The following is a 20979-nucleotide window of genomic DNA, read 5'->3' on the forward strand; positions in this document are numbered from 1 at the left end:
GGGGGGGGGGGCGTGCTCCCCCCCCCCCCCCCCGGGGGCGCGCCGGGCCCGGCCCCCCCGGGGGGGCCCCCGTCGCCGTCGCGAGGTTCCTGGGCCGTGGTCCGCGGGTCATTCCGGGCTCGCGGTGATCGGCGCAAGCGCCGAGCCGACCGAAAGCACCCACGGACCACGCCCTAGGGCCTGTTTTTTAGAAGTGGGTGTGTGGCAGGGCCTGTTCTGGCACTGTGGATGGCGTGCCCGGACGTCATGAACTCTCCGATGCCGAGTGGGCCCTGCTCGTCCCTCTCATGCCCGCCGACCCGCGCAAGGGCAAGAAGTGGGCCGACCACCGCCGCATCATCAACGGCATCCTGTTCCGCGCCCGCACCGGCATCCCCTGGCGGGACCTGCCCGAACGCTACGGCCCCTGGGAAACCGTCGCGGGCCGTCACCGCCGCTGGTCCCTCGATGGCACCTGGCAACGCATCGCCGACCGGCTGCGCATCGACGCCGACAGCGGTGAGGAACTCATCGTGGGGATCGACTCCACCACGGTGCGGGCCCACCAGCACGCCGCCGGAGCGGCGAAAAAGGGGAGATAGCGCGGGACGAACCGGACGGGGCTGAGGCCCTGGGACGCTCCCGGGGCGGGCTGACCACCAAACTCCACCTACTCGCCGATCAGCATCGGCGGCCCCTGGTGCTGGCAACCAGCCCTGGCCAGCGCGGGGACAGTGTGATGTTCGAGCCGTTGATGGCCGCGTTGCGGTTGCCCCGCCGGGTGGGCAGGCCCCGGACCCGCCCGGACCGTGTGCTGGGCGACAAGGCCTACTCCAGCCGGGCGAACCGGGATCACCTCAGGCGTCGCAAGATCAAGGCGACCATCGCCCAGCCCAAGGACCAGCGTGAGAACCGCCGCCGTAAGGGATCGGCTGGCGGTAGGCCCCCGGTCTTCGACCGGGAGGCCTACCGGGGCCGCAACACCGTGGAGCGGTGTATCAACCTGCTCAAGCAGAACCGGGCGGTCGCGACCCGCTACGACAAGCGGGCCACGATCTTCGACGGGACCGTGTTGGTGGCCTCGATCCGGATCTGGCTCCGAGACCTCACCCGTCTAAAAAACAGTGCCTAGTGGGCGATCGGAGCGCCCTCCGAGGTGCCCGACTCGACGCGGCGCACGAAGAAGGTCGCCGCGAAGGCCAGGACCGAGATCGTGGCCCCGAGGAGGAAGGCGACGTGGATGCCGCCGGCCTGGGCGCTGATCTCGGGGAGGCCGTCGGTGAGCAGGCTCGCCGAGCTGGCGGACATGACCGCGATGAACGTGGCGGTGCCCGCCGCGCCCGCGACCTGCTGCACCGTGCCGACCACGGCGCTGCCGTGCGAGTAGAGCTCGGGCTTGAGCGACCCGAGCGCGCCGGTGAGCAGCGGGGTGAACATGAAGCCCAGTCCGGCGCTCAGCAGGACGTGCGTGGCGACCACGAAGCCCAGCGGTGTCTCGGTGCCGAACAGCGTCATCGTCCAGAGCACCAGCGAGACGACCGCCGCGCCCGGGATGACCAGCGGGCGCGGGCCGAACCGGTCGTAGAGGCGGCCGACCACCGGGGCGAGCAGGCCCATCGTCAGGCCGCCCGGCAGCAGGGTCAGGCCGGTGACGAGCGTGTCGTGCTGGAGGACGTTCTGCATGTAGAGCGGCAGCAGGATGAGCGTGCCGAACAGCGCCATGAAGCTGACCGCGACGAGGCCGATCGAGATCGAGAACTGACGCGAGCGGAACACGCGCAGGTCGAGCAGGGCGCGGTCGCCGCGCTGGAGGCGCAGCTGCCGCCACACGAACAGCACCAGTGCCACGGCGCCGCCGCCGATCGCGACCCACGGGGGCACGATCGCGGTGGCGTGGCCCTCGCCGAGGCTGGAGAACCCGTAGACGAGGCCGCCGAACGCGAACGCCGACACCAGGACCGAGAGGAGGTCGATGCTGGCGTGGCGGGGCTCGGTGACGTTGCGGATGAACAGCGAGCCGAGGACCAGGCCGAGGAGGGCAATGGGCAGGACGAGGCCGAACATCCAGCGCCAGTCCAGGGCGCTGAGGATGAAGCCGGCGAGTGTGGGGCCGACCGCGGGGGCGACCGCCATGACGATGGAGATGTTGCCCATGGTGCGGCCGCGGCGGTCCGGCGGCACGAGGTTCAGCACGGTCGTCATGAGCAGCGGCATCATGATCGCCGTGCCGACGGCCTGGACGACACGGCCCGCCAGGAGGAGCCCGAACCCGGGCGCGAGGAAGCAGATCAGCGTGCCGATGCTGAACAGCGTCATGGCCGCCATGAACACCTGGCGGAGGTGGAACCGCTGGAGCAGGAACCCGGTGGCCGGGATGACCACGGCCATCACGAGCATGAACGCCGAGGTCAGCCACTGCCCGGTGGAGACGGAGATCCCGAGGTCCCTGTTGAGCGCGGGAAGCGCCACTCCCATGATCGTCTCGTTCAGAATCACGACGAACGCCGAGACGAGGAGCAGCGGGATGACGAGGCGGTCGGCGGTGCGCGGCTCCGCTCCGCCGCTACTGCCGGCCGAGTTCTCCTCGGCCACTGATGGATTGTGCTGCCCGGTCACTGGTGTCCTCGCGTCGTCGTGTGGGTGGTCGTGTCGTGGAAAGGAACGGGGTCCGCGGGGGACGTGTTCGGACCCGCCCAGAGGTACACCAACCTCCCATGGGACCGGGACATTCCCGATCCTACGGGACGGGGCCCATTTACTTCTGTGTTCCAGATCATGGATCGTCCGGGAACCTTCGGAGGCCGTGCCGCGTGCCGGGAACCGGCTGCCCGGAAGGCTTGCACGGAGCCCGTCCACGGCGCGGGCGGGGTCCCTGACGGGTGTACCCGCCCGCGCCGCCGACGGCGCCGCGGCTACCGGGCGCCGCCCGCCGCGACCCGGTCGCCCTCCGCCGAGGGGGCGCCGTCCCCCGTGTCCGGCTGCGCTCCCCCGTCCCGCGTGTCCGGGGAGGCGGGGTCGGCGACGATCCCCTGTTCGACGGCCATGGTCCGGAGCAGGCGCGGAGTCGTCCACAGCGTCGGGAGCATGATCAGCCCCACCGGGACCGCGGTGACCACGATGAAGGACTGGAGCGCCTGCACGCCGCCGTCCCCGACCAGGAGGAGCGCGATGGCGGCGGCGCCCATGCCGAAGCACCAGAACGCCCGGAAGTACCCGGGCGGCGTGCCCTCGTGCATGCTCGACGAGGCGATCGCGTAGGACATCGCGTCCAGGGTGGAGGCGAAGAAGATCAGCGTCACCACCACCATGAGCACCCCCAGGAACGCGCTCATCGGCAGCGCCTCGACGATGGCCAGGGCGGCGGCGGGGAGCCCGTCCGCCTCGTAGGCGCCGGAGACGGCTCCGGGGTTCTGCTGCTCCAGGAAGATGCCGGTGCCGCCCAGCGCGGTGAACCAGACGGTGGTCACCACGGCCGGGGCGACCGTGGCCCCCACGAAGATCTGGCGCACGGTGCGGCCCCGGGAGATGCGGGCGATGAAGATCGCCATCATCGGCCCGTAGCCCAGGAACCAGCCGAAGAAGAAGACGGTCCAGTAGCCCAGCCACTCCTGGTCGCCGCGGAAGAGCGCCATCGGCACGAACTCGCGGACGTGGACCGACATCGCCTGGAGGTAGAGGTCGACGACGAAGGGCACGGAGCCGAGTCCGACGATGGCCAGGATCAGCGCGAGGGCCGCCCAGACGTTGGCCTTGCTCAGCAGCTGGATGCCCCGGTTGAGGCCGCTCGCCGCCGACACGGCGCCCACGACGGTCAGCCCCGCGATGATGGCTGCCTGGGTGCCGTACCCGTCGGGCAGCCCGAACAGTTGGCCCCCGATGTAGGACACCTGGAGACCGAGGAAGCCGATCGGTCCGACGGTCCCGGCGACGACCGCGACCACGCAGCTGATGTCGACGACCGCGCCGATCCAGTGGGTGCGCACACGCTCGCCCATGACCGGCCACAGCAGTGTCCGGGGGCGCAGCGGCATGCCCTTCTCGACACCCCGCATCATGACCAGGGTGGCCAGGGACCCTCCGATGGCCCAGGCGGGGAAGCCCCAGTGCACGAAGCTCTGGGCCAGCGCGACCGCGGCCCCCTCCATGCCTCCGGCCTGGTCGGCGTACGCCGGCGGCGCTGCGGTGTAGTGGGCGATGGGCTCGGCGGCGGCCCAGAACACCCCGCCCGCGGCGAGCAGGGTGGTCATGACCATCGCGACCCACCGGAACATGCCGAACTCGGGTGCGGGCATGCCGCCCATGCGGACCCTGCCGTAGCGGGAGAACGCGAGGACGGCGGCGACGGCGAGCATGGCGAGGAGCAGGACCTGCCAGTACGCGCCGAACCATTGTGCGGACCAGGCGAAGGCGGCGTCGACGGCGGCGCCGACCGCCCCGGGTGAGGCCAGGGCCGTCACCACGAAGGCGATCAGGAGCACGCAGGTGACGCCCATGACCCAGAGGTCGGGACGGTTTCCTGACGCGGACACACGTGTGCGCAGGGTGGAGAACATGGAGAAGGGGATGCTCCTCGGTGGGAAACTGCCGACCGGCATTGTCGACGGTCGGCGTGGAAGGGTCCGCCCCGGTCGGCGGCAGGCCGGTCGGACGGCGCCCGCTACGGGGCGCGCCGTCCGGCGAAACGCGGAGCCGGACGCCGTCGGGCGGCGCGGGTCCGCCCGGAGACGGTCGTCCCGGGCCGCTTCGGCGACGTACGCGGACTGTGGACGGGGCGGAGGGGTGGGGCGGCGGTGCGTTACGGCCCCCTGGCACGCCTCCGGCCCGTGCAGCGCGGACCAGTCAACCAGGGACGGGACGTGCTTCTCCCGTGAGGGAGGCCACGTCCGGCCGCGATGACGCCTGTGCGGGGGCTCCGGGGCGCCCGTGAGATAACGCACCCGTGTCCCGGGAACGCCTCGGGGGCCGCCCGGCCCCGGCACGTCCGGACCGGAACTCCCGTCCTCGGAGCACGCGGCCGTTCCGGGGGCGCCCGCCACGGCGGCTTCCCGACCGGGCCGGGGACGCACACGGGGCGGCCCGGACCGGGGGCGTGGTCTTCCGGGCCGGGGCGGGCGGTGTCGGCGGGCCGACGGGAACCGGCGCCGACAGGGTGCGGGGCGCGCGGCCGCCCCGCGCCCCTCGGGCGGCTGCGGCGTCCGGCGGGTGTGAGGGTGGCATGGGCGTGGGTGGTGAGGGGCGTCGACGGCCTTCCGGCGCGTCGGTGCGGATGTCGCGGTCCGCACCGATCCCGGAGGCCCTCTTGCCGTGTGTCGGGCGGGGAGGTCGTCACCGGCCTCCGTGGCCGGTACGGCTAGGTTGGGCCCATGTGCGTGCAGCCCCCCGCAGCCGACCGCCCCTTTCCCGCAGACCCCGCCCTCGACGCCCTCGTCGGCTCCGCCTTCGGGCGCGGGGCGCGGGTGCGCGGGCACACCGCCCTGCCCGGCGGCACCTACAACACGGTCCGCTCCGTGGTCCTGCGCGACGGCCGGAGGTCGGTCCTCAAGGTCGCGCCGCCCGCCGACCGCCCCCGCCTGACCTATGAGCAGGGCCTCCTGGCCACGGAGGCCCTGGTCTACGCCAGGGCCCGTCCGCTGCTGGGCGGGCTCGTCCCTCGCGTCCTGGCCTCCGGGCGGGTCCCCGGAGAACCGGGCCGGGAGTACCTGTTCCTCGACCACCTGCCCGGGGAGACCCTGGAGGACCTGCGGTCCGGCGAGGCGCCCGTGCGGTCCTCCGCCGCCCGCCGGGACCTGGGCCGTGCCGTGGCGGCCCTGCACACGGTCACCGGCGACGCCTTCGGCTATCCGGCGGGGTCCGCGGGGCTGCGGGCAGACACCTGGCCGGAGGCCTTCCGCGCCATGGTCGAGGCGGTCGTGGCGGACGCGCGGCGCTTCTCCGTGCCCCTGCCCGGGGGCGGCGCCGAGGTCGTGCGGCTGGTGTCCGCGAACCTCGTCCACCTCGCACCGGTCCGCACCCCCGCCCTCACGCACTTCGACCTGTGGGACGGCAACGTCCTGGCGTCGCGGCCCGGCGCGGACGGGGGCCCCGACCGCGAACCGCGCCTCACCGGGATCATCGACGCCGAGCGCGCGTTCTGGGGCGACCCCGCGGCGGACCTGGTCTCCCTGGCCCTGTTCGGCGACATCCGGGACGACGCCGACTTCCTCACGGGGTACCGCGACACGGGCGGCGTCCTCGACTTCTCCCCCGGCCTGCTCCGCCGGCTCGCCCTCTACCGGACGTACCTGTACCTGATCATGTTCGTCGAGCCCACGCCGCGCGGTCGCGCCCCCGCAGACGCGGCCCGCACCAGGGGGTTCCTGGGACCGCTCCTGGAGGCCGAACTGGCGGAGCTCGCCGGACCGGCCTCCTGAGGCGGGCCCTCCGGCGCGGGCGCCGCCCGCGGCCCCCTTCCCGCACGGTCGCGGGGCCCCGGGCGGGGGCGCCCCGCCGGGCCGGGCCGCCGGAGCCGCTGCCCCCGGAGCACGGGCCCGGCAGGGCGGATCCTCGCCCCGGGCCGGGGCGGGGCGGCGGTCAGCCGTGGTCCGGCACGGACGGCTCCCCGAGGCCCGCCCGCGCGCGTGCGCGGCGGCCGACCCCCTCGACGGCGCGCAGCGCGTCGCGCACGTCCCTGGGGGTGAAGGCGAAGGGCAGGTTGTGGATGGTCTCCTCCGGCGCGGTCGCCGCGGCCACCACCCGGTCGAGCGTGGCGTCGTCGGCGTCGCCCAGCCCCGCCTCGGTGAGCGTGGTGGGCAGGCCGACGCGGGCCGTGAACTCCGCGAACGCGTCCACCTCCGAGGTCGGGGCGCCCTCCAGGAGCAGCTGCGTGAGGGAGCCGATGTTGACCTTCTCCCCGTGCGCCAGGTGGTGCGTCTGGTCCACCGCGGTCAGGCCGTCGTGGACCGCGTGCGCGGCGGCCAGCCCGCCGGACTCGAAGCCGAGGCCGGACAGGAGGGTGTTGGCCTCCACCACCGCCTCGACGGCGGGGGTCACCAGGTTCCGGTCGACCGCCTCCAGCGCGGGGAGGGCCGACTCCCACAGGATGTCCCAGGACAGGCGCGCGAGCGTGGTCCCCGAGCGGGTCGGGAGGCCGCCCACCATGTTGTGGCTGTGCGCGTCGCGCACGGCCCGCGCCTCGATCCACGTGGCGAGCGCGTCGCCGACCCCCGCGGCGAGGAACCGGGTGGGAGCCTCGGCGACCAGCTGCGTGTCCACCACGACCAGGGCCGGGTTGCGGTCGTAGAAGCGGTACGACTCGAACGCGCCGGACTCGGTGTAGACGACGGACAGCGCCGACGTGGGGGCGTCCGTCGACGCGACCGTCGCCGCGCTCACCCACGGGACCCCCGAGTCGTCGCCCGCGGCCTTGGCCGTGTCGATCGCCGTCCCCCCGCCGAGGCCGATGACGACGTCGTGGCCGCCGTCCCCGATCACCGAGGCGACGCGCGCGGCCTCCGCCCGGGTCGGGACGCCCCCGAACCGCTCGAAGACGAGGGGCAGCCCCGCCTCGCGGAAGGAGTCGGTGACGACCTGTTCGGTCAGGCCGCGGACGACGTCGTCGGCCAGGACGAGCGGCCGCGATCCGTGGTCGGCGACCAGCTCGCCCAACCGGGCCAGGGCGCCGCGTCCCTGGACGTAGCGCCCCGGCGAGGCGAAGATCCGCAGCGTGGGGCCCTGGTTGTCGTCTCCCATGAGAGGAGAACCTCCTCTTGCTCGGTGTGTCCTGTCCTTCTCCCCCTGCTCACCGTTCACACGGCGACGCAAACCCCGGGGTGCGAAGCATCACCCGTCCTTGGGCAAACCCGGGGGTTCGGCGGCGGGCGTCCCACACGCGGCTCGGCGTCCCCGTCCCGGATCCGTCGTCCGACGTCGCGGCGCCCTGACGGCGACGGGCCGCCTCCCGGAAGGGGAGACGGCCCGTGCGCGTACGGCTCGGCGGGGTCAGCGCGGCAGGCGCTCGGCCAGCCAGGCCTCGACGTCGGCGGAGGAGCGGGGCAGGCCGGCCGACATCACGGTGCGGCCCTCCTCGGTGACCAGCACGTCGTCCTCGATGCGCACGCCGATGCCGCGCAGTTCCTCGGGGACGGTCAGGTCGTCGGGCTGGAAGTACAGGCCGGGCTCGACCGTGAGCACCATGCCCGGCTCGAGGTCGCCGTACAGGTGCACCTCCTGGCGGGACACCGCGCAGTCGTGCACGTCCATGCCGAGCATGTGGCCGGTGCCGTGCAGCGTGTACCGGCGCTGGAGGCCCAGTTCCAGGACCCTCTCGACCGGTCCCTCCAGCAGGCCCCACTCGACCAGGCCCTCGGCGAGCACGCGCTGGGACGCCTCGTGGAAGGCCGTGAACGGCCGTCCCGGGGCGACGGCGGCGATCCCCGCCTCCTGCGCGGCGAAGACCAGGTCGTACACCTTGCGCTGGAGGTCGGTGAAGGTGCCCGACACCGGCATCGTGCGGGTGACGTCGGCCGTGTACAGGGTGGTGGTCTCCACACCCGCGTCCAGGAGCAGCAGGTCGCCCTCGCGCACCGGCCCGTCGTTGCGGGTCCAGTGCAGGGTGGTGGCGTTGGCGCCGGAGGCGGCGATGGTGCCGTAGCCGACGTCGTTGCCCTCGACCCGGGCGCGCAGGAAGAACGTGCCCTCGACGAACCGCTCGGAGGTGTCCTTGGCCTGCGGCAGCGCCCGGACGACGTCCTCGAAACCGCGGACGGTGGCGTCCACCGCCAGCTGGAGCTGGGCGACCTCCCACTCGTCCTTGACCAGGCGGTGGTCGTCCAGCGTCACGGCCAGTTCCTCGTCGAGCCGGGCGGACCCGGCGCGGGAGTCCTCGTCGGCGTCGGCGCGCAGTCCGTCCACCAGGGCGTCGAGGGCGGCGTCGTGGCCGCGCACGATCCGGGTGGTCACCGCGTCGGAGCGCAGGGCCTCGGTCAGGCCGGTCACGTCGGCGGTGGGCACGCCGAGCAGGGCGGCGGCCTCGTCCAGGCTGTGGCGGCGGCCGGTCCACAGCTCGCCGTAGCCGCCCAGCCAGAACTCGCCGTTCTCGCGGTTGGAGCGGGGCTTGAGGTACAGGACCACGTCGTGGCCGCCGTCGGAGTCCGGGGAGAACACCAGGCAGCCGCCGTCGGAGGTGTCCCCGGTGAGGTACGCGTAGGCGGTGGCGGCCCGGAACGGGTACTCGGTGTCGTTGGAGCGGGTGAGCAGCTGTCCGGCCGGGACGACGAGGCGCTCGCCGGGGAAGGCGGCGCTGAGGGCCGCGCGGCGGCGGGCGGTGTGCCCGGCCTGCTCGACCGGCTTCAGGTCCCGCAGCTCGGTGTCGGCCCACCCGGTGCTCATCCACGCGGCGAGCTCGTCGGAGACCGACTGCGCCTGCCCGTTCTTGCGTGGACTGAACACGGGTGCGTCCGTCTGGGCTCCGGGGCGCTGCTGCTCGCTCACGTCGTGACTCTCCTGTCGGATCCGTCGTAGGGGCCGCGGGTGACGGCCCTCGGTGACCGCTGGTGACGGCCGTTGCCGCCCATCGTACGGGGGGTACCGTACGGGCGACCGGCCGACGGGCATAGCGGCCCCCATAACGCCCGTGGGGCGCCCGCTGTGCCCGGAGCCGACCCCGCGGAACCGGATCGCCGCAGGTCGGGCGGCCCGTGTGGCGGAGGGGCCGGGCTCACAGCTCGTGCGCGAAGGGGATCGCGGAGGAGTACGGCAGCTCGTCGAATTCGGCCGGGTCGACCCACCGGTAGCCGATGCCCTCGTACAGGGCGACGGCCTCGGGCTGGGAGGGGCCGGTGAAGAGCAGGACCCTGGTGTAGCCGAGGTCCCGGGCGGCCTCCTCCAGTGCGGCCATCACCCTTCGTCCGAGCCCGCGGCGGCGGTGGCGGCCCGAGGTCCAGATCCGCTTGAACTCGGCGGTGTCGGCCATGAACGCGCGGTCCTTCTTGTAGGGACGGATCGCGCCCCCGGCGACGACCTCCCCGTCCGACTCGGCCAGGACGATGCGGCCGTGGGGGGCGACGAACTCGGACACCGGGTACCGGGCGAGCTCCTTCGCGGCGCCCTCGGCGCCGTAGCGCTCGGTGTACTCCTCCAGCAGGCCCGCGAGCAGCCCCGCCACCCGGGGGTCGTCGTGGAGCACCCGCAGCATGCGCACCCCTCCGGTGCTGCCGCCCGCCCCGGCGTCCTCGGTGCTGGTGTGCGTCACCGCTTCCCCTCCCCTGTCGTCCGGGAGTCGCGGCGGCCGTCCGGGCGCACGGTGCCCGACCCCGCCGGAATACTACGTGCGGGACCGCCGCTCCCGCCGAAGGGGGTCGGCCGGCCCGGGGCCGCGGGGCTACGAAGGGCCCGGGGCGCGGCCGGGACCGCCACCGTCGCCGGGGTCCCCGCGGTCGGGGCCGTCGCCGCTCCCGCCGCCCGGGTCGGCGTTGGGCCCGAAACGGGCGCCGCGGTCCTGCGGGTCGGCCGGGTCGGCGAGGTTGCCCAGGGTGGCCGCGACCGGTGGGAGGACCGACGCCACCGCACACATGGCCACCGCCCACCCCGTGCCGAACACGTAGTAGACGGGCAGCGAACCGGCGAAGAGGACGAGGCAGAGGCCCATGAGGATCCCGTACTGCCGCACTCTGCGTCTCATCGGGGAACCCCCTCACCGGCGCTGACATCCACGCTACCTGCACCCGCGGCCCGGGCCGCGGGCCCCGGGGGACCCGCCCGGGGGCCGGGCCCCGCCGTCCGCACCGCCGCCGCGGGGCGGACCTCCCCCCGCTCCCCGTCACGCGTCCGGCGCACACGCCCCGCTAGTGTGTGCGCATGCCACTGACGGACCGCATCCTGCTCGGCCCCGGCCCGAGCAACCCCTATCCGGAGGCGACCCTGGGGCTCGCCGCGCCCCTCCTCGGTCACCTCGACCCCGAGTTCATCGCCGTGCTCGAACGCACCTGCGACCGGCTCCGGGCCCTGTGGGGCACCGGGAACCCGTTGACGCTGCCCCTGTCGGGAACCGGCTCCCTGGGCATGGAGACGGCCTTCGCCAACACGGTCTCCGCGGGCGACGTGGTGGTCGTCGCGGTCAACGGCCTCTTCGGCGAGCGCATGTGCGAGGTCGCCCGCCGCTACGGAGCCGATGTCGTACGGGTCGACCACGAGTGGGGACAGCCCGTGGACGTGCGGCGCGTGCTGGACGCCCACCCCTCCCCGAGGCTGGTCGCCGTGGTGCACGCCGAGACCTCGACCGGCGTGGTCAGCGACGTCGGCGCCCTGGGCCGCGCCCTGCGCGAGCGCTCCGACGACACCCTCCTGCTCGCCGACTGCGTGACCTCCCTGGGCGGCATGCCCCTGGAGCTGGACGCGTGGAAGGTCGACATCGCCTACTCCGGCACCCAGAAGTGCCTGGGCGTCGCACCGGGGCTGGCCCCGTTCACCTTCTCCGAGCGCGCCTGGGAGCGCAGGGTCACGACCCCGCCCGTGTGGTACGCCGACCTGGGGCTCCTGGGCGCCTACGTGCGCGGCGGCCCCGGCGGACGCGCCTACCACCACACCGCGCCGACGGCGATGATCGCGTCCCTGGACGCCGCGCTCGCACGCATCGAGGCCGAGGGCCCGGAAGCGGTGGCCGAGCGCCACCGCGCGGCCGGGGCCCGCCTGCGCGAGGGCCTGGTGGACATGGGGCTCGAGCTGTTCGCCGCCGAGGGGCACAGGCTGGCGCAGCTCACGTCGGTGCTCGTCCCCGAGGGCGTGGACTCGGCCAAGGTCCGGATGCGACTGCTCGACGAGTACGGCCTGGAGATCGGCGCGGGCGTGGGCCGCTACGCGGCGTCCGTGTGGCGGATCGGCCTCATGGGCCACAATGCCCGGTTGGACCGCGCCGAGGTGGTGCTCGCCGCGCTCCGCCGGGTCCTGGACAGGTAGGGGCACGGCCCGCAGCCGGCCCGGAAGCCCCCGCGGCTCGGGCGGGGCCGCCCACGGGCCGTCCCGTCCTCTCCGCGCGAAGTCCCCCCGCCGGAGGCCGTACCCCGTCGGGCGTGTGCCGGACCACGACGCGTACCGGCCCGCGGCGCCGGGGGCGGGCCCGCTCGCGACCGGGCCTCAGACCTCGGCGGGGTCGCGGGGCGCCGGCACGGCCGGCGCCCGGAAGCGCGTGCGGGCGCGCAGCGCCCGGAACCCGTTCTCGACCTCGTACCCCGCGGCCAGCAGGCGCTTCCTCGCCTCGTCGGCGCTGCGCACGGTGGCCTCGTCGAAGACGAGGTTGTAGTACCGCTCCGGCACCAGCTCCAGCCCTGCCCGCAGCCCCCGCAGTGCGGTGGTGGCGAGGGCGTCGCTCCCCGGCGGGTCCGGCAGCATCCCGTAGGCGCGACGCGCCCACGCGGGCAGGGTGGCGTAGGACAGCGCGCCGACGGGGAACCACAGGGGTTTGAGCGGGGTCAGCCATGCCAGGCGCTCGGGCACCTTGGGCCACAGCAGGAACCGCACCGCCTGCCGGGCCTCGGGGGTGGCGCGCAGGGAGGGCCGGACCGCGGCGAGGTAGCGGCGCATCCCGGCGAGGTCGCGGGGCACGTCGTCGCGGGAGAGGCCGACGTAGGCGGCGGTGCGCGACTGCTCGTCCACGTAGCGGTCCCCCTCCTCCGCCGTCAGCGGCACTCCGGCGCGGTGGGCGGTCTCCAGGTAGGAGGAGATCTCCGCGCAGTGCACCCACACGAGCAGGTCGCGCTGGTCCACCCGGTGCAGGCGTCCGGTGGCCGGGTCGGTGAAGGACAGCGCGCGGTGCACGCGGCGGATGTGCGCGCCGAGGGCCTCGGCCTCGGTGGGGCTGCCGTAGGTGGTGACGGCCACGAAGTGGGCGGTGCGGAGCAGGCGTCCGGTCGGGTCGGAGCGGAAGTCCGAGCGCTGCCACACCCCCTGCATGGCCACGGGGTGGAGCGCCTGGAGCATGAGGGCGCGCACGCCCGCCACCCACATCGACCGGTCCAGGTGGATCTTCCAGGTGACGCTCTCCGGGGCGGCGGCGGTGGGCTGCATCCGTTCTCCTCCGGGCTGCGCGGGGGGTTCGCGCCTTGTGGCGGGCGGTGGTCCCACGATACGTCCGGGGTCCGGGCGCCACCCCCGGCCCCCCTCGGACGCCGTCCCGGCCGGTGGGGTGCGTGCGCGGCGCTCCGGAGGGGAGGGCCGGCCGAACCGTTCGCGGGGCCCGGCCCGCCCGCCGTTCAGGCGGAGCGCCCCCGCAGGTAGGCCAGGACCGCCTGGACCCGGCGGTGGACGTCCTCGTCCAGGGGCAGGTCCAGCTTGGCCAGGATGTTGCCCACGTGCTTGCCGACGGCGGCGTCGCTGACCACGAGCCTGCGGGCGATGGCCCCGTTGGAGTGCCCCTCCGCCATCAGCGCGAGCACCTCGCGCTCCCGGGGGGTGAGGCGTTCCAGCGGGTCGGACCGGCGGCGCAGCAGCTGGCGGACCACCTCGGGGTCGACGAAGGTCGCCCCGTCCACCACGCGCCGGAGCACGGACGCGAACTCCCGCACGTCCCCCACACGCTGTTTGAGCAGGTAGCCGACGCCCCGGCCGTCCCCCGAGTCCAGCAGGTCGGAGGCGTAGCTCAGCTCCACGTACTGGCTCAGGGCCACCACCGCGAGCCCGGGGTGCTCGGCGCGCAGCCGGACCGCGGCGCGCAGCCCCTCGTCGGTGAAGCCGGGGGGCATGCGGATGTCCGTGACGACGAGGCCGGGGCGGTGCTCGGCGACCGCGGCCAGGAGCGCCTCCCCGTCCCCGACCGCGGCGGCGACGGGGAAGCCGAAGCGCTCCAGGACCCCGGCCAGGCCCTCCCTGAGCAGCACGCCGTCCTCGGCGAGGACGGTCGGCACGGGGGTCAGGTCAGCGGGGTCGGGGGAATCGGTCCGCACGGCAGCTCCACTCGGATTCGGGTCGGTCCGCCCTGGGGGCTGGACAGCTCCATTGTGCCGCCCATGACGGCCACCCGGTCCGTGAGCCCGGTGAGGCCGGAGCCCTGCCCCGGTTCGGCCCCGCCCGCGCCGTCGTCCGCGACCTCCACCACGAGGGTGTCCGGGGAACCGCCCGTCCCGGGCAGGACGCAGGCGCGCACGGTCACCGCCGCCGCCCCGGCGTGCTTGGCCACGTTGGTGAGCGCCTCGGCGACCACGAAGTAGGCGGTGCCCTCGACGTGGGCGGGCAGGCGGACCGGGACCGCGGCCTCCACGCGCGTGGGGACGGGGCAGCGGTCGGCCAGCTCCTCCAGTGCGGCGGGCAGGCCGCGGTCGGTGAGGACCCTGGGGTGGATGCCCCGCACGAGTTCGCGGAGTTCGTCGATGAGCTCGTCGGCGTTGGCCTGGGCGGCGGCCACGCGCCGGTCGGCCTCACTGCCCTCCTCCAGGTCCAGACGGGCCAGACCCAGGTCCACGGACAGGGCGACGAGCCTCTGCTGGGCTCCGTCGTGCAGGTCGCGCTCGATGCGCCTGCGCTCGTACTCGAAGGCGTTGACCAGCCGGGCGCGGGACTCGGTGACCTGGCTGAGCTCGGCGCGGAGCTCGTCCTTGGGCGGCCCCACGAGCAGGGCGCGGGCGATGGCGAGGTGCGTCTGGGCGAGGACCGCCGAGGCGTAGAGCAGCACGACGAGGATGACCGGGGCGAGGAGCATGTAGGGCACGGCCTCCGCGGAGGAGGTGATCGTGACGAAGCCCAGGGAGACCTGGCCGCCCCGGGACTCCTGGGCGAGGAGCGGGCCCGTGGCGAAGACCGCCGCCGCGCTGATCAGGGAGCCCAGGACCAGGCAGACCAGGAGTGCGACGGGGACCAGGAGCACCGAGTAGGCGATCTCCCGCCAGGTCGCCCCTTCCGTCAGGCGGGTGCGGGCCCAGGCCCACAGGCCGGGTTCCGGTACCCGGTGGCCGCTGGGGAAGGGCCCCCGCGTGATGAACACGAGGCGCCTGCGCTCCAGCACCCCCAGGGGAAGGGCGATGAGCGGCGCGAAGACCAGGACCATGGCCAGGCCGCCCAGGAACCCGGCCGCCACGGGGCCGGTGGAGAGGGTGTCCCACGGCCTCCTCAGGAGCATCCCCCCGACGAGCGTCCACGGCAGGTAGACGGGCATGGCGACCACGGCCACCGCCAGGCCGACGAACACGGTGTTCGCGGAGTGGGCCAGGGCGCGCCAGGGCCAGGCGGTGAGGAGGAAGCGGGGGCTCAGCAGGGCGGCCAGGAGTGTCCTCGGCTGCGCCTTCGTCATGCGGGGCGGCGTGGTCATGCCCCCACCGTAGGCAGCGGGCGCGGGGGCCGGAATCGGCCCCGCCCCCGGGCCGGGGGTGGGGCAGGGCCCACCCGGGGCGTGTCCCCCCTTCTCCGGGCCCGCGTCCACCGGGCCTCCTCCCACCGCGCTTCCCCACCCGTGGAGCACGGACGGGCCGAGGCCGGGGCGGGCGGCGCAGCTCAGGACGGTAGGGTGGGGCGACGTGAGCGCGAAACCTCTGATCCCCGATGTCCTGGCTGCCCGCTACGCCTCGGCGGAGCTGGCCCGGCTGTGGTCCCCCGAGTACAAGGTGGTCTCCGAGCGGCGGCTGTGGCTGGCCGTGCTGCGGGCCCAGTCGCGTCTGGGCGTCGACGTCCCCGACGGCGTCGTCCAGGACTACGAGAAGGTCCTGGAGCAGGTCGACCTGGCCTCGATCGCGGAGCGCGAGCGGGTCACCCGGCACGACGTGAAGGCCCGGATCGAGGAGTTCAACGCCCTCGCCGGCCACGAGCACGTGCACAAGGGCATGACCTCGCGCGACCTGACCGAGAACGTCGAGCAGCTGCAGGTGCGCGACAGCCTGCTGCTGGTGCGCGACCGCGTGGTGGCGCTGCTGGCCCGGCTCGGACGGCTGTCGGCCGAGTACGGCGGGACGGTGATGGCGGGCCGCTCCCACAACGTGGCGGCGCAGGCCACGACCCTGGGCAAGCGGTTCGCGTCGATCGCCGACGAGGTGCTGGTCGCCCACGGCCGGCTGGAGGAGCTGATCGCCCGCTACCCGCTGCGCGGGATCAAGGGGCCGGTGGGCACCGCGCAGGACATGCTGGACCTGCTGGGCGGCGACCGCGGGGCGCTGGCCGCCCTGGAGGACGAGGTGGCCGGGCACCTGGGCTTCGCGCACCGGTTCACGAGCGTGGGGCAGGTGTACCCCCGTTCGCTGGACTTCGAGGTGCTGACGGCGCTGGTGCAGCTGGCGGCGGGCCCGTCCTCGCTGGCCAAGACGATCCGGCTGATGGCCGGGCACGAGCTGGTGACCGAGGGGTTCGCCGAGGGCCAGGTCGGCTCGTCGGCCATGCCCCACAAGATGAACACGCGTTCGTGCGAGCGGGTCAACGGGCTGACCGTGGTCCTGCGCGGTTACGCGTCGATGGCCGGCGAGCTGGCCGGGGACCAGTGGAACGAGGGCGACGTGTCGTGCTCGGTAGTGCGCAGGGTGGCGCTGCCGGACGCGTTCTTCGCCTTCGACGGCCTGGTCGAGACGATGCTGACGGTGCTGGACGAGTTCGGCGCCTTCCCCGCTGTGGTCTCCGCCGAGCTGGACCGGTACCTGCCGTTCCTGGCCACGACCAAGATGCTGATGGCGGCCGTGCGCGCGGGCGTGGGCCGGGAGACCGCCCACGAGCTGATCAAGGAGCACGCGGTGGGTGCGGCCCTGGCGATGCGCCAGGAGGGCGCGGGCAACCGGCTCCTGGAGCGGCTGGGCGCTGACGAGCGCTTCCCGCTGGACCGTGCCGCGCTGGAGGAGCTGCTCGAGGACCGGATCACCTTCACGGGGGCCGCGGCCGACCAGGTCGCCTCCGTGGTGGCGCGGATCGACGGGATCGTGGCGGAGCGCCCGGAGGCCGCCGCCTACTCCCCCGGTTCGATCCTGTAGCCGTTCCGGCCCCGCGACGCGTCGCCGCGGGGCCGACCGCCGGGCCCGGGACAGGGGCGCCGTCCCGGGCCCTCCGTGTGTCCTGGGCCCTCGCCCGCCCGGGGCCGTGTATGACGCAGTTCACTCGTGCTAACACTGGGTCCGAAAGTTAACGCCTATTACGGTGAGGGGACCAGACCGCCCGCGAACCCCCGGAGCCCCCGTGACCGACCCCTCCTCCTTCGGCACCGCCCTGTGGACCCTGCTGATCGTCGCCGCGCTCGTCGTCGCGCTGGGACTGGCCGCCGTGTCCGACATGGCCATGCGCCGCCGCGAGGACCGAGCCGCCCGGAACACCCCGGCGACCGGCCCGGGCTCCCGTTCCGCCTCCCCCGCCGCCCAGGCGCCGCAGGCGGGCGCGACCGCGGGCGGCGTCCCCGACCGCGACGCCGCCGAACGCCGCTGACCGCAGCAGCACCTCCCGCGGGACGTCCGGTGCCCGCCCGCGGAGACCGTGACCGCGCAGCGCTCCGCCTCCCCGCGCTCGGCCGCCGGGCCCGTCGTGGACGCGCGCGCCGGTACCGGGCCGGGCCCGGCCAAACGCCGTGATCACCGACGACACGAGCAGGCCGTCGGCCTCGGCCCTGCAGCCCGGGCGGTGGGCCGCCCACACGAACGCCGACGGCCGGCGGAGGGGCAGGGCCGTGCCCGGCAGCCCGGGGACCTGCCCACCGGGCGGCGTACGCCGAGCCTGAGGCGCTCTCCTCAGCCCTGTGCCGCCCCCTTCTGTCCGAGAGATTCCCTCGTCCGCCCCGACCGCCCGGTCCGGGGAACCGCGTGCGGCCGCGCCCAGGGATCCGGCGCGCCCGGCGCACGGCATCACCGGGAAGGGGGCCGCCTCGTGGGACGTGTGCGGTACGAGGACCTGCCGGCGCTGTTGCGCGCCGCCGACACCAACTCCCTGTCCGGGCAGCGCCGACTCCTGCTCATCACCCGGGTCCAGCTCGCCTCGCTGGTCGCCGCGGCCGGGTTCGGAATGCTCAGTCTGCAGGGGTGGGCCGGCGACGCCGCCGCCGTGCTCGCGGCGGTGGCTTTCGGCACGGCCCTCGTCACCGAGGTCTACCGCCTCAAGGACCGCCCCGACCGGCTGTGGTACACGGGGCGCGCCGTCGCGGAGTCGGCCAAGACGCTGACCTGGAGATACATGGTGGGAGGAGCGCCGCTGGGGCTCGGCGAGGTCGACGCCGACCGGGCGGACACACGGCTGCTGGACCGCTTCCGTGACATCGCCTCCGACGTGGACCCCGCCTCGCTCGTGCCAGCCGAGGGTTCCACGGACGAGATCACCTGCGCCATGCGGCGCGCCCGGGCCCTCCCCCTCGCCGACCGACGCGACCTGTACCTGCGGGAACGGCTCGACGACCAGCGCGCGTGGTACGCGGACAAGTCCCGGTGGAACGCCGGGCGCTCCACCCTCTGGTCGGTGGGCCTGGCCTCGTTGGAGCTCGTCGGGCTCGCCCTGGGGATCGCACGGGCCGCCGGGCTGGTGGAGGTCGACCTCCTGGGGTTCGCCGCCGCGGTGGTGGCGGCGGGGGCGGCCTGGGTCCAGACCAAGCAGCACCAGGGCCTGGCGACGGCGTACGGCATCGCCAGCCACGAGATCGCCCTGATCCGGGCGCGCGCGGAACAGGAGGTCACGGAACAGGAGTGGGCGCGCTTCGTGTCCGACGCCGAGGAGGCCATCTCCCGGGAGCACACGCTGTGGCGCGCCTCTCGCGGAGGGGGATGAGGCGCCGCGGACGCCGGCTCCCCGGGTCGGCGCCGTGCCCGGGCGGGACCGCGCGGCCGTACCGGGGGACCTTGGACGACAGAGTGACCGGAGGAGGACCCCGGCATGACCGAGCACGACCCCGTCCCTGAGAAGCCGCGGGCAGCAGGGACGCCGGAGCGTCCCAGGAGGGTGTTCGTCAGCTACTCGCGCCGGGAGTTCTACTTCGCCGAGGCGATGACCGCGGCGCTGCGGAGCCGGGCCGGGCTGGATCCGTGGTTCGACGTCGAGCGCCTGCGGCCGGGCACGGACTGGGCCGCCGCCCTGGACGCCGGCCTGGAGGACGCCGACTGCCTGCTGCTCCTGGCCTCGCCCTCCTCCCTCGCCTCGGAGTTCGTGCGCCACGAATGGACGCGGGCGCTGGAGCGGGGGATCCACGTCCACGTCGCGGTCGTCGAGGCGGTGGAGCTTCCCCATGAACTGTCCGCGTGCCCGGTCCACGACCTGCGCACACGGTTCCTCACCCGCGCCCTCACGCTGGGAGGGCAGATCGAGCGGGGAGCCACGGGGGCGACGGCGCCCCCTCCCCGCCGCCGGGGGCTGCCGGCACGCCTTCCCGCGCCGATCGCCGCCGTCGTGGCGCTGTCACTCCTCACGTCGGTCTTCTTGGTGTGGCTGGTGGCGGCGCTGGTGGTCCTGGACACAGCGCTCGTGCGCCTGGCCTGGAACCCCTTCGACGACGCCGTGCACTGGTCCGCCCGCGGAAGCGCGCTGGACGTGATGCGCGGCAACCAGTGGACGATGCTGATGTTCGTCCTCGTGGGTGTGACGGCCCTCGCCCTGTCCCTGACCCCCTATGTCCTCGTCCCGGGCGTGGGCGTGCTAAGACGCGGGAGCAGCCGTGTCGTGCTGGTCCTGGGCCTCCTCGCGAGCACCGCCGTCGGCACGCTCCTCCTCACCGGGGTGGTGCTGTACCTCGAGTACGGGGCCATGGGCGACCCCGCCCTCTCCGAGCTCATCCACCCCGTGCCCGCCCCCGTCACCGAGGCCGCGGAGGCCCTGAGGGCACCGGCCGCGGGGGTGATCGCCTGCTCGGCGGTCGGCGCGGCCGTGGCGGGGAGCTCCCGGACGCTGCACCTGTGGTCGCCCACCGGGACGAGCCCCGACTTCTACCGCGCACAGGTCACCCGGAGACGTCCCACGCACCGGCAGGTGTCCACCGTGTGGAAGGACCTCCGCGGCATGTGGGCCGTGGACTCCTCCCTGCCCTCCACCGCCGCGCCCTCCCGCCTGGACCGGTCCTTCGTCGTCCGGTGGACCCACCTGCTCGGTGGGGCCGCGCCCCCTCCGCATGCGGAGGGGGACGCGGCGGCGACGTTCGCTGTGGTGCGCACGGCGCCGGCGGACGCGGTGGTCGCGGACCATCTGGCGTGGGCGTTCCGGCAGGCGGGCACGTACGCCGGTCCGGACGAGGCCCGGTGGGTCCTCGTGCTCGTCTCCTCCCAGGCGTCCTGGGAGGAGACGACGCGGGAGGTAGGGCGGTTCGGGCCCCGCGCGGTCTGCGTCCTGGTCGACACCATGGCCCTGCCTCCCGACGCCGGGCCGCTGCGCCGCCAGCAGTGGTTGGACTTTCGCGAGCGGCGCGCGGACACCCTGCTCCAGCTCGTCACGGACCTGCGGTCCTCCGGGGCCGTGCGCACGGACCGGGGGCTGCCGACGACGCCGGTCATCACCCACCGCTTCCGCGCGCCGACGATGGTGCGCTACTGCGTGCGCCTGTGCGTCGACGTCCCCGCCTTCTTCCCCGGGTTCTCCCTGGTGGCCGTCGTACTCCGGCCTCTGGAGGTCCAGAGCACGCTGCTGCTCGCGGTCGCGGTGCTGGTGACGGTGCTCTTCGCGCGCCTGGGGATCCGGGTCGCCCGACGGCGCGCCTCCTCCGCGCGCTTCCTCGGGAGCGCCGGGCTCCTGTCGGCGCTGATGCTCCTGTGGTCGGCGGTGGCGGCCTCGGTCCTGTGGATACCCGCTGACCGCTCCCCGGCGGTGCCGGAGGGGTGGGAGCACGCGCCCGTGGAGCGGATCCTGGCGCTCAGCGGACCCTCCGGGGTGGTCTCGTTCGTGATTCCGGCCCTCGTCCCCTCCCTCTGCCTCGCCCTGGCCCTCGCGGCCTTCTACGTCCTCGTCAAGGAACCGTGGCTCCTGCCCGGGCCCGGAACCGCCGACCCCTCCCGTCTCCTCCCGCGCCGGGGGTTCCCGGTCGGTTTCTGGCCCGTGTTCGCCGCGTACGGGATCCTCGTGAGCCTCATGGTCGAGTACGCCGTGGCGTACATGTAGGCGCGGGAGCGCGGG

Annotated in this window: 15 protein-coding genes and 1 pseudogene; 7 read left to right on the top strand and 9 right to left on the bottom strand. The window is 74.6% G+C overall.

The genetic code is table 11. From position 1 onward, the window contains the following. Nucleotides 1-287 precede the first annotated feature (287 nt). A pseudogene (locus ABZ234_RS16845) lies at nt 288-1111 on the top strand (IS5 family transposase). Here ABZ234_RS16845 and ABZ234_RS16850 read toward each other — a convergent pair. Beyond that, the gene (locus ABZ234_RS16850) at nt 1108-2571 is read right to left on the bottom strand and encodes an MDR family MFS transporter (RefSeq protein WP_344176020.1); all 1464 of its coding nucleotides are present in this window, start codon (nt 2569-2571) and stop codon (nt 1108-1110) included. The pseudogene ABZ234_RS16845 and the gene ABZ234_RS16850 sit on opposite strands and share 4 nt — an antisense overlap. A 320-nt stretch (nt 2572-2891) precedes the next feature. After that, nucleotides 2892-4532 (bottom strand): BCCT family transporter, encoded by a 1641-nt coding sequence (locus ABZ234_RS16855; protein WP_355012680.1) that lies wholly within the window; start codon nt 4530-4532, stop codon nt 2892-2894. Between the two features lie 810 nt (nt 4533-5342). On the opposite strand from ABZ234_RS16855, the gene ABZ234_RS16860 reads away from it, so the two are divergent. Then, on the top strand, nt 5343-6389 hold the full coding sequence (locus tag ABZ234_RS16860) for an aminoglycoside phosphotransferase family protein (RefSeq protein WP_355012681.1): 1047 nt from the start codon (nt 5343-5345) through the stop codon (nt 6387-6389). A gap of 160 nt (nt 6390-6549) precedes the next feature. On the opposite strand, the gene ABZ234_RS16865 is transcribed toward ABZ234_RS16860, so the two are convergent. From ABZ234_RS16865 to ABZ234_RS16880, 4 genes are all read right to left on the bottom strand, one after another. After that, the gene (locus ABZ234_RS16865) at nt 6550-7707 is read right to left on the bottom strand and encodes a glycerol dehydrogenase (protein ID WP_355012682.1); all 1158 of its coding nucleotides are present in this window, start codon (nt 7705-7707) and stop codon (nt 6550-6552) included. 249 nt (nt 7708-7956) lie between these two features. Next, the gene (locus ABZ234_RS16870; RefSeq protein ID WP_267944599.1) at nt 7957-9447 is read right to left on the bottom strand and encodes an aminopeptidase P family protein; all 1491 of its coding nucleotides are present in this window, start codon (nt 9445-9447) and stop codon (nt 7957-7959) included. Between the two features lie 226 nt (nt 9448-9673). Continuing rightward, on the bottom strand, nt 9674-10150 hold the full coding sequence (locus tag ABZ234_RS16875; protein ID WP_355012748.1) for a GNAT family N-acetyltransferase: 477 nt from the start codon (nt 10148-10150) through the stop codon (nt 9674-9676). Between the two features lie 186 nt (nt 10151-10336). Then, complete coding sequence (locus ABZ234_RS16880; protein WP_355012683.1) at nt 10337-10636, bottom strand: DUF3099 domain-containing protein; 300 nt, start codon at nt 10634-10636, stop codon at nt 10337-10339. Nucleotides 10637-10812: 176 nt separating this feature from the next. Here ABZ234_RS16880 and ABZ234_RS16885 point away from each other — a divergent pair, with 176 nt between their 5' ends. Continuing rightward, nucleotides 10813-11910, top strand: coding sequence for an alanine--glyoxylate aminotransferase family protein (locus ABZ234_RS16885; protein ID WP_267944601.1), 1098 nt, complete (start codon nt 10813-10815; stop codon nt 11908-11910). Nucleotides 11911-12087: 177 nt separating this feature from the next. Here the strand turns inward: ABZ234_RS16885 and ABZ234_RS16890 are convergent, their stop codons facing one another. From ABZ234_RS16890 to ABZ234_RS16900, 3 genes are all read right to left on the bottom strand, one after another. Next, the gene (locus tag ABZ234_RS16890) at nt 12088-13017 is read right to left on the bottom strand and encodes an oxygenase MpaB family protein (RefSeq protein WP_355012684.1); all 930 of its coding nucleotides are present in this window, start codon (nt 13015-13017) and stop codon (nt 12088-12090) included. A 185-nt stretch (nt 13018-13202) separates the two neighbouring features. Next, nucleotides 13203-13892, bottom strand: a complete 690-nt coding sequence (locus ABZ234_RS16895) for a response regulator transcription factor (protein ID WP_267944603.1) — start codon at nt 13890-13892, stop codon at nt 13203-13205. Beyond that, on the bottom strand, nt 13859-15250 hold the full coding sequence (locus ABZ234_RS16900; RefSeq protein WP_355012685.1) for a sensor histidine kinase: 1392 nt from the start codon (nt 15248-15250) through the stop codon (nt 13859-13861). The genes ABZ234_RS16895 and ABZ234_RS16900 overlap by 34 nt, the downstream gene beginning before the upstream one ends. A gap of 205 nt (nt 15251-15455) precedes the next feature. Here ABZ234_RS16900 and purB point away from each other — a divergent pair, with 205 nt between their 5' ends. From purB to ABZ234_RS16920, 4 genes are all read left to right on the top strand, one after another. After that, nucleotides 15456-16886, top strand: coding sequence for an adenylosuccinate lyase (gene purB / locus ABZ234_RS16905; RefSeq protein ID WP_344176005.1), 1431 nt, complete (start codon nt 15456-15458; stop codon nt 16884-16886). Between the two features lie 202 nt (nt 16887-17088). Next, nucleotides 17089-17331: a histidine kinase gene (locus ABZ234_RS16910; protein WP_355012686.1), complete on the top strand. Its 243-nt coding sequence runs from the start codon at nt 17089-17091 to the stop codon at nt 17329-17331. Between the two features lie 435 nt (nt 17332-17766). Then, nucleotides 17767-18654: a DUF4231 domain-containing protein gene (locus ABZ234_RS16915; protein WP_355012687.1), complete on the top strand. Its 888-nt coding sequence runs from the start codon at nt 17767-17769 to the stop codon at nt 18652-18654. A 105-nt stretch (nt 18655-18759) separates the two neighbouring features. Further along, entirely contained in the window at nt 18760-20964 is a 2205-nt protein-coding gene (locus ABZ234_RS16920) for a toll/interleukin-1 receptor domain-containing protein (protein ID WP_355012688.1), read from the top strand. Nucleotides 20965-20979 lie beyond the last annotated feature (15 nt).

The organism is Nocardiopsis sp. NPDC006198, assembly GCF_040613895.1.
GTDB lineage: Bacteria > Actinomycetota > Actinomycetes > Streptosporangiales > Streptosporangiaceae > Nocardiopsis > Nocardiopsis tropica.

Excerpts from the sequence above, each read along its gene's own strand:
- ABZ234_RS16855 (WP_355012680.1), bottom strand. The coding sequence starts at position 4,532 with ATGTTCTCCACCCTGCGCACACGTGTGTCCGCGTCAGGAAACCGTCCC.
- ABZ234_RS16860 (WP_355012681.1), top strand. The coding sequence starts at position 5,343 with ATGTGCGTGCAGCCCCCCGCAGCCGACCGCCCCTTTCCCGCAGACCCC.
- ABZ234_RS16865 (WP_355012682.1), bottom strand. The coding sequence starts at position 7,707 with ATGGGAGACGACAACCAGGGCCCCACGCTGCGGATCTTCGCCTCGCCG.
- ABZ234_RS16875 (WP_355012748.1), bottom strand. The coding sequence starts at position 10,150 with ATGCTGCGGGTGCTCCACGACGACCCCCGGGTGGCGGGGCTGCTCGCG.
- ABZ234_RS16880 (WP_355012683.1), bottom strand. The coding sequence starts at position 10,636 with ATGAGACGCAGAGTGCGGCAGTACGGGATCCTCATGGGCCTCTGCCTC.
- ABZ234_RS16885 (WP_267944601.1), top strand. The coding sequence starts at position 10,813 with ATGCCACTGACGGACCGCATCCTGCTCGGCCCCGGCCCGAGCAACCCC.
- ABZ234_RS16890 (WP_355012684.1), bottom strand. The coding sequence starts at position 13,017 with ATGCAGCCCACCGCCGCCGCCCCGGAGAGCGTCACCTGGAAGATCCAC.
- ABZ234_RS16900 (WP_355012685.1), bottom strand. The coding sequence starts at position 15,250 with ATGACCACGCCGCCCCGCATGACGAAGGCGCAGCCGAGGACACTCCTG.
- ABZ234_RS16920 (WP_355012688.1), top strand. The coding sequence starts at position 18,760 with ATGACCGAGCACGACCCCGTCCCTGAGAAGCCGCGGGCAGCAGGGACG.